Origin of the sequence: Mesorhizobium sp. B2-5-3 (assembly GCF_006441005.1) — a bacterium.
In the GTDB taxonomy this organism is placed as follows: Bacteria; Pseudomonadota; Alphaproteobacteria; order Rhizobiales; family Rhizobiaceae; genus Mesorhizobium.
In genome coordinates this window covers 54741-68186 of sequence record NZ_VFUS01000009.1, presented here as the reverse complement: position 1 = coordinate 68186, position 13446 = coordinate 54741, and the positions used below count along the sequence as shown (strand labels likewise).

The 13446-nt window shown below is 59.8% G+C and carries 13 protein-coding genes; 2 read left to right on the top strand and 11 right to left on the bottom strand.

Going from position 1 to position 13446, the window contains the following annotated elements:
- Positions 1–229 precede the first annotated feature (229 nt).
- Both FJ867_RS21300 and FJ867_RS21295 read right to left on the bottom strand, forming a co-directional pair.
- Entirely contained in the window at positions 230–2905 is a 2676-nt protein-coding gene (locus FJ867_RS21300; RefSeq protein ID WP_140818508.1) for an autotransporter outer membrane beta-barrel domain-containing protein, read from the bottom strand.
- 235 nt (positions 2906–3140) lie between these two features.
- Positions 3141–3866 carry a hypothetical protein gene (locus FJ867_RS21295; RefSeq protein WP_140818506.1) on the bottom strand — a complete coding sequence of 242 codons (726 nt, stop codon included), beginning with the start codon at positions 3864–3866 and terminating at the stop codon, positions 3141–3143.
- 190 nt (positions 3867–4056) lie between these two features.
- Here FJ867_RS21295 and FJ867_RS21290 point away from each other — a divergent pair, with 190 nt between their 5' ends.
- Positions 4057–5511, top strand: a complete 1455-nt coding sequence (locus tag FJ867_RS21290) for a caspase family protein (protein WP_140581134.1) — start codon at positions 4057–4059, stop codon at positions 5509–5511.
- A 200-nt stretch (positions 5512–5711) separates the two neighbouring features.
- On the opposite strand, the gene FJ867_RS28900 is transcribed toward FJ867_RS21290, so the two are convergent.
- Positions 5712–5939, bottom strand: a complete 228-nt coding sequence (locus tag FJ867_RS28900; RefSeq protein WP_140498314.1) for a hypothetical protein — start codon at positions 5937–5939, stop codon at positions 5712–5714.
- 414 nt (positions 5940–6353) lie between these two features.
- Here FJ867_RS28900 and FJ867_RS21280 point away from each other — a divergent pair, with 414 nt between their 5' ends.
- Positions 6354–6653: a DUF1236 domain-containing protein gene (locus FJ867_RS21280; RefSeq protein ID WP_140498315.1), complete on the top strand. Its 300-nt coding sequence runs from the start codon at positions 6354–6356 to the stop codon at positions 6651–6653.
- Between the two features lie 128 nt (positions 6654–6781).
- On the opposite strand, the gene FJ867_RS21275 is transcribed toward FJ867_RS21280, so the two are convergent.
- The 8 genes from FJ867_RS21275 to FJ867_RS21240 all read right to left on the bottom strand — a co-directional run bounded on the left by FJ867_RS21275 (position 6782) and on the right by FJ867_RS21240 (position 13304).
- A complete protein-coding gene (locus FJ867_RS21275; protein ID WP_224684946.1) occupies positions 6782–7183 on the bottom strand; it encodes a hypothetical protein in 402 nt (133 codons plus the stop codon).
- A 416-nt stretch (positions 7184–7599) separates the two neighbouring features.
- Complete coding sequence (locus tag FJ867_RS21270) at positions 7600–8043, bottom strand: transposase (RefSeq protein ID WP_224671518.1); 444 nt, start codon at positions 8041–8043, stop codon at positions 7600–7602.
- 88 nt (positions 8044–8131) lie between these two features.
- Positions 8132–9076, bottom strand: a complete 945-nt coding sequence (gene speB / locus FJ867_RS21265) for an agmatinase (RefSeq protein ID WP_140515084.1) — start codon at positions 9074–9076, stop codon at positions 8132–8134.
- Positions 9077–9137: 61 nt separating this feature from the next.
- Positions 9138–10148 carry an agmatinase family protein gene (locus FJ867_RS21260; protein WP_140649842.1) on the bottom strand — a complete coding sequence of 337 codons (1011 nt, stop codon included), beginning with the start codon at positions 10146–10148 and terminating at the stop codon, positions 9138–9140.
- A gap of 41 nt (positions 10149–10189) precedes the next feature.
- Positions 10190–11008: an amino acid ABC transporter ATP-binding protein gene (locus tag FJ867_RS21255; protein ID WP_140557328.1), complete on the bottom strand. Its 819-nt coding sequence runs from the start codon at positions 11006–11008 to the stop codon at positions 10190–10192.
- A gap of 29 nt (positions 11009–11037) precedes the next feature.
- Positions 11038–11688: an amino acid ABC transporter permease gene (locus tag FJ867_RS21250; protein ID WP_140498320.1), complete on the bottom strand. Its 651-nt coding sequence runs from the start codon at positions 11686–11688 to the stop codon at positions 11038–11040.
- A 3-nt stretch (positions 11689–11691) separates the two neighbouring features.
- A complete protein-coding gene (locus FJ867_RS21245; RefSeq protein WP_140515083.1) occupies positions 11692–12339 on the bottom strand; it encodes an amino acid ABC transporter permease in 648 nt (215 codons plus the stop codon).
- Between the two features lie 110 nt (positions 12340–12449).
- Positions 12450–13304 carry a transporter substrate-binding domain-containing protein gene (locus FJ867_RS21240; RefSeq protein ID WP_140685139.1) on the bottom strand — a complete coding sequence of 285 codons (855 nt, stop codon included), beginning with the start codon at positions 13302–13304 and terminating at the stop codon, positions 12450–12452.
- Positions 13305–13446 lie beyond the last annotated feature (142 nt).

Below are 13446 nucleotides of genomic sequence, written 5' to 3'. Positions count from 1 at the left end.
CAACAGAACCCCGTATCGACATCACGACCATGCGGTGTCTCCACAGAGCATAGAGCACTTGCTGCCAATTGGCGAGCATCCCGGTTGGTGTGCTTGGCCAGCCCGCGATCCCGGCATCGCGATACCGCACCTTGCCTGAGTGCGGGGGGATTTGAAGGTCCTGCTATTCCCATCCCAGACACGTCAGGAACTCAGCGCGGGCGCGGATGATCCGCGGATCGAGGAACCGCTAGAAAGCTATCTTAAGTCCGAGCTTGGCGCCAATAGTTGAGCTATCCGACGACGCCTTACCACGGACTTCGCCGTTGACGGTCGTCAACTCCGAGACTTTCAGGTTGAACCCCGCCGATAGCGCCACGGAAAAATCCGCATCGTCGAAGGCGATCGTCCTGGTACCGATCTCGGTCGTGTTCTTGTAACCGAAACGCTGCTGCAATTCGCCACGCGCATAGGGGCTGAACACCATACCGTTGCTCAGCGTGTAATCGCCATAAATGCCAGGCTCGAACTTGATGGCGCCAAATGAAAGCAGGCTCTTGCCGAACTGATTGCCACCGCTGTCAGTGTAGGGATCGCCGCGGAATGAAACACCAAGCAGGCCGCCACGCAGATCGAAACGGGTGCGTTCGCCCAGCGCGAAGATGTGGCCGACAGATCCCGTGACCGCGTAGCCCTCGGTGTCATAGCTGCCGGTGGTGTCAAGCACCCCGTTCATCACGTCGCTTCGGCCGAAGAAACCGGAGGCCGAGACCAGCGCGTAATTGTAGTCCTTGCGCAACAGTGCGTAGCCGCCGAACAGTCCGGCCTTGTTGTTACCTTCCCCTATGGCATCAAATCCCTGGAAGGCCCCGAGATTGACGTCAGTCGAGGCGTAGCCGGCGAATACACCGATGTTCAGGCCATACTCATTGTCGAACTGGAAATGCTTGGCGGCATTGAAGTCCAGGCTGATGGCGGCCGAAAAATCATTGGCATCGAAGCTCGGGCCCGGGCCATTCAAGCCGCCGCCACTGATGTTATAGCCGTCATGCTCGGTATGAGCGAACTGGCCGGAAGCAAAGACCCCGAAGCTCGAAGAAACCGGTACCATTCCAGATCCGGATGCAGGCGAAAGGTGGAGGTCAGCATCGATCGCGTCGCGGTTTATGCCGTAGAGAGCGTCGAGTGCCACCTCGACCGCGCCCGCGTTGGTCGCGCTGGTCGGCGCCGCCGCAATGCCGAAACTGGCCGGCGTGGCACGCAGGAACAAGCCGCCATTCGGGCCGTTTACGATCTCATAGCTGAAAAGCGAACCCGGCGTGCCGGAAATACTTCCGAGACGGAAGGTGCCGGCAACCGGTCCGCTGGCCGAGACGATGATCGGGATATTGGTCACTTGGGCGAATTGGGGGGTGCCCAGCAGATTGACAACAATGGTGCTGGTGCCGGCAGCCGAAAACGCATTGGCAACGAGTTGATCCGACCGTAGCGTCTGTTGGTTGATGTCGAGGCCGATGGTGGCGCTGTTGAGGGCGAGGCCGCCGAGCATCAACACGTCGTCGGCGACACCGTCCATCATGTTGATCAGGGAATTTGTCGCGATGATCGAACCCGGCATAGTGACGTTGCCGTTGATGAACAGCGTTGAACCGTTACCGAGGTTGAGTTGGTTTATGCCCTGCGTGCCACCGCTGAAGCGAAGGGTCGAATGGTCGGCCGAAAAATTGTCGAAGCCGGCAAAGTTCTGGCTCTTGCCGCCGGCGGCAAGGTCGGTGTCGACGACTGTGCCGTTGGCGCCTGTACCGCTGAATAGCACCCCGTCGCTAAGGATGAGCGGCTCGACGGCGCCGATATGATCGATGGTTAGCGTGTTGGGTCCAAGGCCGGTAATGTCACCCTCGATCGTGCCACCCGACAAATGGACATGTTCGGCGTCGATGCCGCCCTTTATGTCGCCGCCGACGACCGAGACGCTGTCGAAGCCTTGGCCGCCGGTGATGTTGCCGCCTGTCGTGGCGCCTATGGTTCCGCCGTTTATGTTGACGGTGTCGTCGCCGTCATTGCCGAATATGCTGCCGCCAATGGTGGCGTTGCCAGCGACCATTATCGTGTCGTTTCCGCCCGCTCCGTCGAGGTCGAGGTCGACCGCGGCACTGCCGCTGACGCTGACCCGGTCATTGCCAGCCCCGGCATCCAGGGCATCAACTGTGCCCCCCGCAATGATGATGGTATCATTGCCATCGCCCCCGGAGAGAACGCCGACGGTCGGCGCACTGAAAAAAATTCCCTCCTCGGTAGTGAGGATGCCGATCGATAACAGGTCGTCACCACTGCCGCCGGTCACATTGCCAACCTGTGTACCGTCGCCGAATATCACGACGCTGTCGGCACCATCTCCAAGGTCAATGTCCTGAATACTGCCGCTCTGGATGACGACCAGGTCATCCCCCGCCCCGGTATTGAGATTGGCCGCGACGGTTGGGGCGTACGGAACCCCCAAGAAATCCCCATAGAACATCTCAAACCGGTCGTTGCCGCCGAGGAGTTCGATTGTACCGTCCGCCGGCTGCAAGGAGGTCGACCCTCCCGCAGGCAGGCCGCCTACACCGGGTGTTGTCGCCGCTTTATCGGTCAGGAGGCCGCCAAAAATTCTCACGACGTCGTCGCCATTGCCGTCGTAGTCGTTGACGATGACTTCCGACGAGTTCTCGAACCCGCTAAATCGGGTGGTGAATACGCCATCGACGTCCTGAAAATCCCCGGTCGTCGTGCAGTTCACGGTAACCGATGTTGCCTGGAAGGGAGTGCCGCCGCCGTTTGCAGTAGCGGAGCAGGCCGCCGCGCCAGACACTTGGAACGTGGACGCCGCCGCTAAGGCGAGCAACGAGACTCCCGTCAATTGATAGGCCTCGCGCGACACTCTCATTCGACCCCACCTTACGAGAAATCGATACCGTCACAAATCAAGGCAATTAAATAGATCAACGATCCATCTCAGGGGATCGTTGACTGCTTAACCGGCACTGTACGCGTCGCGTTGCTGGGCGGCAATGGTTTGGCGTTCGTTCTCAGGAGACTATAAGGCTATCTGTGGCGACAAGGACACTACCGTAAACTTAAATGAGCCTGTCAAAAGCAGTGGCCAAACTTCAAAGGCATCTTTAAAGATCAGAATAGGCCGCCGAAACAGTCAGATCTCCCGCATGTGCAATCTTGCGATGGTAGCTTGCCCATATTTCGCCACCACACTGCTCAACCCAGCGGTGACAGAACGAGAAATCGGTAGGGAGGTCCAGTTCCGGCGTCACAATCTTCGCAAATGGCGTCAGGAAATTCTCGAACTGAGCGGTGTACTTGCTCTTTCTGTAACGAGACCGGTCCACCGTCTCGGGTAACTTCTCGATTATGGCCGTCACGCAGTCGCGGGAGACCAGAAAGATGCCCGTGCCGCATGACGTTACCCGGACAAAGCCTTCTTGCTCTTGCCGAGGTTCGACGACGGTTCCGATGAACTCCAGGCTTTGCGCAAAGGCTTTGTCGAAGGGCAGTGTCGAGAGGGAATGGAGTTTGCGCAGATCGATCCGGCGCCGCGGATACAGGGTGCCGACGACTTGCTTGTCCAGCGCCAGCATCGCCGCGATAAGATCAGGTGAAAAGCCCATATCACTTTCGATCATCAGAATGTGGCTGCAATCCGGTTTATTGTAGTAGAAATTCGTGAGCAGATAGTTCCGCGAAAATGGAATATCCGTGTACTCGATTTCCGACAACGTGAAGGCGTAGTTGGACAGGCTCTTATGAGTTAAGACCGCGAACAAGCTGCGAACGAACACGCTTTTGTAGGCTGCTCCATAAACCGGCAGCGCAAGATTGATCTTGGTCGGCATCTTGTCCTCCACAGTCCAATGACTGATCGCATACAAATCCCTTTTCCCTATCTTTGACAGGATTCTTGGTATAAATTTTGGTGACCTTCGCCGGTATGAGGGCAGGCGCTCAGGCTGATTGTGGTTGCGTCGTGGTGCGTTGGGAAGTTGCTGGACCAAGATTGAGGCAGGCCGGAGCGAGCATGCTGATATGACCCACTGCAACAGACTTCTGTTTCGTGTCCCACTGTTTCTCATTTTTCTGCTTCTTGGCTCAGCTGGTGCTCGCGCCGCGGTCGAGCCGAGCGCGGCGCCGCAGCCACGCAACCGGCTAGCGATCGTCATCGGGAATTCGAACTATCAAAGCAGCCGACTTGAGCATCTCCCCAATGCCGCAAATGATGCCGCAAAGCTCTCAGAGAGCTTGAAGCGGCTAAATTTTGAGGTCCTGACGGGCACCGATCTTTCGACCCAAGATTTTTCCAGAATCTTTCGAGAAGCTGATGCAAGGCTGCCTACCGTCAGCGCAGTTTTGATTATCTACGCCGGTCATGGCGTGCAGTTGAACGGCGAAAACTACCTGCTCCCGGTCGATACGCCCGATCCTGAAAGCCTGGAAAAACTCACCGCCACGGCCATCAAGCTGAATGATGTGATCGCGCGGTTCGCGCGCCGCGACCGCCAGACGTTCATATTCCTGGACGCGTGCCGCAACAATCCGCTCGGTGCCGGTGCCGGCAATGGTCTGGCGCAAGTTGAAGTCGGTGAAAACACGTTCGTTGCCTTTGCCACCCAGCCAGGCAATGTCACGGCCGATGGCGGCGGCGAAAACAGCCCGTTCACCATTGCGCTGCTGAAGAATCTCGAGATCCCCGGGCTCAGCATTTCGGATATGATGATCCGCGTCCGCAACGAAACCGAAGCGTTGACGGTTGGCCGTCAAGTGCCGTGGGATCAATCGAACCTGCGTGAGCAGTTCTATTTCACGGAGCAACAGGTACTCGATCCGGGACAGTTGAGCGCAAGCCTTTCACGCATCCTTGCGGACCCTGCGGCAAAGAAGAGATTGCAAGTCGAACTTGCCTCCAATGACCTGCAGACCGCCGTGCTAATCGTCGGACAGACGTTGCGGTCGGTCGAGATTCCGGCACCGTCCGCCAGTTCACCGGAGCCGGTTGGCACACAGGTCGCCAATCTGTCTCCGACCGAAAGGGTTGAGGACGCTCGCCAAAGCGTCGTCTCCGGTCTCGAAACGCTCATTGTCGGCGCATCTATGGGCGAGGCGGACAAAGACAAGACAGCCGATCTTGCGCGCAACGTTCAGACCGAACTTCGTCGCTTGGGTTGCTACCGGATGCAGATTGATGGAGATTGGGGCACGGGTTCAATCCGTGCTCTCACCGACTACTACAAGAATACCAAGCAAGTCGCGGCGACGACGGAGCCGAGCGTCGGACTGCTGGGCGATCTCTTTTTGCGCTCAGGCAGAATCTGCAAGCAGCCGGTCATCGTGAAGGCCAAGCCGGCTAAGATAGCGTCGGACGCCGCCCCTTCACGAAACGGCTCCGTACGGACGACTGCGAAACGCTCGCAGGCCGCCCCGAGACGTCCCGCGCCTCCCCCACCGGACATCAGTGGCGGCATAGGCATTGGTGGTGTGTTTTAGGTTGGACCACGTCGCGTCAGTCCATCGCGGCGCAGCTTGCGTTGACGGCGGCAGAGGTGCGCTGAAGTTTCCGGCGCTACGTCTGCTGCGCGTATGGACGATAGCGAGCCGGTCAACAATGGGCCGCGCTCGAGTTCCAGATCAGGTGCTGCAGCCCAATAAGATGCGCGATCCTAGGATATGCTGGCGTAATTGTTCATTCATATTCGGTGGCTCAGTACAAGGTAGATAGCGGGGACTAACATCAACCAGCCCCCCATTCCCAACACCACCAAAATCGCCACGCGCTCGGTTCGCCTGACAAGGTCGGCAATGTTTTCCTCGTTCGTCAAAGAAACAGCGTCCAGTAGCGCAGGCGCATGATCATCGTTGTCATTTGCCGGTTGGTTTGCGTTGCCACTCTCATTGGTTCTCTGGATCGATGTCATTGTCTTTTGCTCACCAAACATACTGGAAATAGAGGGCCCGCCAGCCACCGAAGCGGCTTGCGGGCCCTATCAGCACAGGAAGGGACGTAGCTGTGCCGATCCACGACATGTCAGCCAAGGAATATGCCGATCACCAAAAATGTGACGGCTGCGGCGAAAGTTGGCGCGAGCAACCAACGCGCTTGGCCAATGCTTTTATCCATCTGCTTTCTCCGAGTCTGGAGAAGCAACTAGCCTAGCCCTAAGCCGTTCCGCCTAGTCTCAAGAGATAAGACCATTGCGTTTTGTGATCGGCCTTTGGTCTGGTCAGGATTCCGACTGAAGCCTGATCGAGGAACGTTCGGCCTGCCGACGTGTTCAGTTGCCTGGCGCGCAGAAGACTTGTGCTGTCGCCGGAACAACAGGAGAAAAACCATGAGGATCCACCTTACCAGCACCGCTGCCGCGCTATTGCTTTTGGCCGGCGTCGGCGCAGTTGCGGCACAGGATGTTGTCATCACACCGGAACAGGACACCGTCGTGCGCAAATACGTGAAGAAGCAACCGCTGGCTTCCGTGAACCTTCTCGGACTTGAGCTGAATGTCGGCACGGCTCTGCCGGACACGGTCGAGCTCCATGAGGTCCCCAATGTCAAATACCGGTATGTGGTGATCGACAACCGCACGGTTTTGGTGGACCCGGGCACCCGCAAGATCGTCAAAGTCTACGACTGAGACCTAGAACGAACCCGACCTCCGCCATAGCTGGCGGCGGGTTGGGTATGTCAAATCGCCCTTCGGACAGTTGAGATAAACTCCTGAAGTCGAGACGTCGCAACCCCCTCGTGGCGCGCCTGGTGGATCTAGAACACGCGCTCAACTCGACTTGGCACAAGGTACTTACTTCCTGGTGATCCAATCCAGCAAGCCAACTTCGACCTGATCGCACCCGGCGTATTCGAGTACCAGGGTCTTAGCCAGATCGCGCCATTGACATTTGGGCGCGTATGTTCCCAACACCAAATCTTTGAACACTGCCCGGAGAACATCGGCTCGAACGCTGAGATAGCGAAGGGAACCGGGTCTGCATCCTCCCAAGCTCGGGAGGTGTCATCGCCATGGCTTTGGCGCAGCCGTTTCAGAAGCTCGCGTGATGCCGCGAGCACGCGTCGGGAGTGATCAATATCGCGCGGAAATGCGGCGCGACGTGGCAGGAAGGTGGCTTCAATAGCCGCCCGCGCAATGTCTGTATGGGTATCGAGCATCGCTGCCTCCCTTAAGCAGCTATCGGGGCTGCACCTTCTTAGGTGCTGAGCTGCGAATCTCAGTCATCAGCCCTTGCTCTCGGAGCCGAGCTGTCTTCGCATCCCGTGCCGCCCGCTCGACCTCGATCGACTCGCGCGCAACATCCGAGATGCGCTCTTTTCTCTCGTGCCTTTTTTGTCGGTGAACCGTTGCCTTCTCCGCATCGTCGCCCCGATCTGACGGTCCCGCGGTGTTGTCGCACAGAACGATTGTGGCCAGATGCGGGCGACCTGGGAGGTGTTTCACCTGCCGAGCCAGCAGCCGCTGCCGCTCGGGCTGCGACTGTTTTCCGAACCGTCTAAAAGGTTGGACATCATGGCCAAGCCAATCATCCACTTTGAAATAATAGGGCGTGATCCTGCGAACCTGCGCCGCTTTACGCGGAACTCTTCGGATGGGAATTCGAGATCGGCGGATCGGTCTCGCCGCTTGTTCCCGACGCAACTATGGCTTCCTTGCCCCGCCTCCGGGGCTCAATCGGTAGCAGGGGCGTTGGAGGCGGGAGAAATTTTGATCCGGATGTAGTCCCGCTTCTCGGACGTGGTGCGCTTTTCAGAGCCCCCTTTAGAAACTCAATTTCCAAGGCTTGCCGGCCTACCAGCCGCTCCAGCGCTGCAGTCCGCGCCTCATAGGTCTGCATCGTGTCGGCCGCCGCCACGTCTTCGTCGAAGGAGCCGGCCTCGTATTTCTGAACCCAGATGCGGATCAGGTTACGCGGCAGTTCGTGCCGCTTGGCGAGACCATGCAGCGTCTCGCCGGACAGGAACTCCTGCACTACCTGACGTTTGAACTCGATGCTGTGCGTGCGATAAGTCACCATGGGCTTCCATCCTTCGAAAGCCCGGCTTCCAAGTCAATTCTGCTTGTTCATCCTGTCCGGTCCGAGGGGCGCACTCCACACATGGGTCTCATTTAGCCGGTATTTGCATCGTCATGACGCAGAGAAGCTCGAACAGGAGGGTGGCACCGGTTAGCGCGGTGACGCCCGAAGGATCGAGCGGCGGCGAGACTTCGACCAGATCGGCGCCGATGATGTCGACGCCGGCCAGCGCTCGGATCATCTTCTGGGCCTCGCGCGTCGTTATGCCGCCGATCTCAGGGGTGCCGGTGCCGGGGGCAAAAGACGGATCGAGCGCGTCGATGTCGAACGAGACGTAGGTCGGCGCGTCGCCGACGATCGAGCGCGCCTCGGCCATCACCGTGTCCACGCCGCGCTCCATGAATTCCTCGATGAAGATGATCCGGATGCCGGCCTCGCGGGCGAAATCGTAGTTTTCCACATCGGAGATCGCTCCTCGGATGCCGATCTGGACCATGCGCTTGGGATCGAGCAGGCCTTCCTCGACGGCGCGGCGGAACGGGGTGCCGTGATTATAGCGGTTGCCGAAGAACTCGTCATAGGTGTCGGAATGGGCATCGAAGTGAATGAGGCCGGCCGGTTCCTTGGCGATGCCGCGCAGGATGGGCAGCGTGATCAGATGATCGCCGCCGACGACCAGAGACCGGGCGCCGGAGTGGTGGACGTTTTCGAAGAAGGCGCTGATCGTGTCCAGCGAGCCGGGCAGGTCGAGCGGGTTTACAATCACGTCGCCGCAGTCGCCGGCACGAACCTGTTCGAAAGGCGAGACGCCCGTGACATGGTGGACGCGCCGCACCAGGCTGGATTGGTTGCGGATTTCGCGCGGTCCATGGCGCGCGCCCGGCCGGTTGGTGGTGCCGCCGTCGAAGGGGACGCCGATCAGCGCGATGTCGACCTGCTCGGGGGTAGCCATGGGCAGGCGCATGAAGGTTGAAGGGCCGGCAAAACGCGGAACGCTGCCGGAATCGAGTGGCTGGAAATTTGTAATGCTCATGGTCTTGTGTCCTGTTGGCGCATCGGGTCGCTTGACCGCGAGGCGCACTCCGAAGGCGGTGCTATTTCTGTTGGAAGTCGGACCTGTGGGCGTCGCGCCAGGCGTTCTGCTTGCCGGCGCGCTTGGCCGCGAGGCAGAACAGGGCCTCGGCCAGCAGCCGGCCGGCCAGGATGCTGGTGGTGCCGCTGGAAGCATCGAAATCCGGCGATACCTCCACGAGGTCGAACCCAGCAAAGCCGTCGCGGGCCACTATTCTTACGCCGCGAATGATCTCGCGCGAGGTAAGGCCGCCTGGTTCGGGGCTGTTGGTTGCAGGGGCAAAGGCTGGATCGACGCCGTCGATGTCGAGGCTGATATAGAGGCGCGCGCCGTCGGCACTGGCGATGGCGCGTGCGCGTTCGGCAACCGTTTCGATGCCGAGGCGCTCGACTTCCTCCATGGAAAACACGGTGATGCCGAGCTTGCGGTAGAGCGGGGTCCATTCGAGCAGGTTGCGGGGGCCGCGCGCGCCGATGACAACGATGCGGCGGGGGGCCACCTTGTCGAGTTCGGCAATGCGCAGCAGGGGCGAGGCGCGGGTGAGGCGGTCGCCGCCGAAGGATTCGCTGAGATCGAGATGGGTGTCGAAGACGATGAGCCCGACCGGGGTGTCGCCGGCATCGGAGACCGCGCGTACCGCCGGATAGCTGATGCCGTGATCGCCGCCGATGGTCAGCGGCACCGCCCCGTTGACCAGCACCGCGGCAAGCCGCGCTTCGAGGCGGGCGTAGCTGGCGGCATTGTCCCCCGGCACTACATCGATGTCGCCGGCATCGGCGACGGTGATATGGGCCAGCATGTCGAGGTCCCAGTCGAAGCTGTAGCTGCCGTAAAGAAGCGAGTATTTGCGGATTTCCTGCGGGGCGCGGCGGGTCGCGCCGCCGCGAAAGGTGGCGATGCCGTCATAGGGCATGCCCACCACCACAGCGTCGGCGGAAAGACCCGCCAGATCGCGCACATAGGGAAATGCCATGAAGGGTGGCACGTCGCCATACATGCGGGGAACACCTGCCGGGCTCAAAGCTTCGCTCATGGTACGGTCCTCCGTCTTGTCGTGTCGATTGTGCCGCTGCCCTACTGGCCGGCGGCGGGCTCGCTCTGGAACAGCATGTTGCGCTGTCTCCAAGTGTCGAGGAATTCACGCAAGCGCGGGCTTTGCGGATCGTTGAAGAGTTTGGCGGGCGGGCCCTGCTCGATCACCTTGCCGCGGTCCATGAAGACGACACGGTCGGCGACCTGGGCGGCAAAGCCCATCTCGTGCGTCACCACCACCATGGTGATGCCCTCGACGGCCAGTTGCTTCATGGTGTCGAGAACCTCGCCGACGAGCTGGGGATCGAGTGCGGAGGTCGGTTCGTCGAACAGGATCACATGCGGCTCCATCGCGACCGCCCGGGCGATGCCGACGCGCTGCTGCTGGCCGCCGGAAAGCTGCGAGGGGTAGCGCTCGGCGAAATCCGCGAGGCCGACCTTGGCCAGCGCACGGCGCCCGCTTTCCTTCGCCTTGGCGGCGGGAGCGCGCTTGGAAAGACGCAATCCCAGCGTCACGTTATCCAGCACTGTCATATGCGGCCATAGGTTGAAGTGCTGGAACACCATGCCGACGTTGCGGCGCACGGAATCGATGTTCTGGTCGCTTTCTCGTACCAGTCCTTCGGCACCGCGCTTGTAGCCGAGCAACCGGCCCTCGATCTCGATCTCGCCGCTCGTATATTCCTCGAGGAAGCTCGCGCAGCGCAGCAACGTGCTCTTGCCCGACCCCGAGGGTCCGATGATGCAGACGACTTCGGAGAGGTTGATGTCGAGCGAGATCCCGGACAGAGCCGCGAATGTGCCGAAATCCTTGGTCAAATTGCGGATCTTAATGACGGGCTCGGTGGTTTCAGTGGCCATCGTTTATTCCCAATTGGTGGTTGAGCGGCCTAGAACCGCACCCGGCGCTCAACATATTTGCCGAGCTGCGCGACTGCCTCGACCAGCAGCCAGTACAGTAGGGCGGCGGCGAGATAAGGTTCGATGACCGCGTAGGTCTCGTTGACGAATTGCGTCGTGTTCTTGGTCAGCTCGGCAACGGTGATGATGGACAGCACCGCGGATTCCTTGATGAGGATGATGATCTGGTTGACCATCGGTGGCGTGATCATGACCAGCATCTGCGGCAGCTTGATATGGCGGATGATCTGCGTGCCTGAGAGCCCGGCCATGCGCGCCGCCTCGATCTGGCCTTTGGAGATCGACTGGAAACCGGAGCGGAAGATTTCGGCGAAATAGGCGGCACCATAGAAGCCGAGGCCGAAAACACCCACCGCTTCGGCACTCAGCCGGAGGCCTATGCTCGGGCCGCCATAATAGAGCACGAACAGCAGGATCAGGATCGGCAGGCCGCGCATGATCTCGATATAGGCACGAACGGCCCAGCGCAGCGGCGTGAACGGCGTGCTCTCGAGGCAGGCGAGCAACAGGCCGATCGCCAGCCCGAGGGCTGTGGCAAGTGCGCAGATCCAGGCCGTCGTCGCCAGGCCGGCCAGCATCAGCGGTCCATATTGCACCCACAGGTCGAAGAATTGCGCCATGGCTCAGGCCCTCCGCGCCAGCCGTTGCTCGGCCATGCGGCCGATCAGCGACAGAAGGAAATTGATGACGATATAGATGACGGCGGCGGTGATGTAGATTTCGAACGGGCGATAGGTGGTCGCGACGATCTGCTGGCTTACCCGCATCAGTTCCGTCACCGCGATGACGGAGACCAGCGATGAGTTTTTCAGGATGCTGATAGTCTCATTGACCAGCGACGGGATGACGAGGCGCAATATCTGGGGCACGAGTATATGCTGGCGCCCCGCCCATTTGCGTATGCCTACCATGCGCGCCGCCTCCAGTTGCCCTGGTGGAATGGCCAAAAGTCCGCCGCGAAATATCTCGGCCTGGAAGGCGATCGTGTTCAGGGTCAGCGCGAGGATGGCCGCGAGAATGGGCGCTACATTGATGCCGATGAGCGGCAGCAGATAATAGATAATCAGCAACTGCACGAGGATGGGCGTGCCGCGCCACACGCTTTGATAGATGCGCGAAAAGCAGCGCAGCCATGCCTTCTTCGAGGTGACGCCGAAGCACAGGACGAGGCCGAGCGGCATGCCGAGGATGATGGCGACGCCCGACACCAGGATGGTCATGCCCGCGCCCCAGAGCATGATGGGCAGGTTGTTCTGGATGAGGGCGAACATTGCCAAGTCGTCAGACCTTATGGACTTGAGGTCAGGCTTGCAGCCTGTGCGTTTTTAGGCAGGCGAGGCTGGAAAGCCTCGCCCTTATCCGGGCGTTGGACGCCGACTCGTCAGCTCTTGGGTTCGGGCAGAGCGTCCGTCGGCAGTTTCATGGTGAAGCCGAACCACTTTTCCTGAAGTTTGGCCATGGTTCCATCGGTGGCGAGCTTGCGGAACTGGTCATCGATGAAGTCGGCAAGCGCCTTGCTGTCGTCGTCCTTGCGGAAGGCCCAGCTGAAATAGGTCGGGTCCCCGAACGTTGTGCGGATGGTTTCGAAGACGTCGCCGCGCTGCGTCTGCAGGTAGAGCAGATTGGGCAGGGAATTCACGACGGCATCCGTGCGCCCGGCAGCGAGATCGGCATAGGCTTCATTGAAGTCGACATAGGTCTGGATGTTGGCGATCGGCGCCAGGCCTTTTGCCTTTAAATTCTCGGAAAAGGCCTCGGTGCCCTTGAGCTGTGCCGAGCCGGCCTGCGTGCCGACATTTTTGCCGCTCAGGTCTTCGGGCGTGTTCAAGGCGGCGTCGCCTTTGCGCTTGACGTAGGAGAACGACGCGTCGGCGATTGGCAGAGACAGCCTGTAGGTATCGTAGCGCTGTTTGTTAACGGTGACGGAGGTTATGATGGCATCGAACTTCTCCGTCTGCAAACCGGGCAGCAAGCCCTGGAACGGCAGGTCGAGCCGGTTCACCTTCACGTCCGGCAGCGCCTTCATGACTTCTTCGAAGAGGTCAACTCCGTAGCCTACGATCTTGCCGTTTTCGACATATTCGAACGGCGGGTAGCGGGCCTCGGACGCGATGGTGATTTCCCCCTTTGCCTTGATCCGATCCAGAAGATCGGAGGCGGTGGCAATGCTCGCCACGGCGAGCGAGAGCGACGCGGCCAACAGCGTCGAAGTGCACAGTTTCAAAGCGGATCGCATAACTTCCTCCAGTTTCGTATGTTCCCGTTTGTTATGGATTATTTGGAGTCCGAGGCTTCTTTACGCGCTCAGGAATCTCGCATGCGTGACGAGCCTTAAACCTCCAGGTCGTCAGCCGGCTGCAATGCCGGCCCGATTGTTT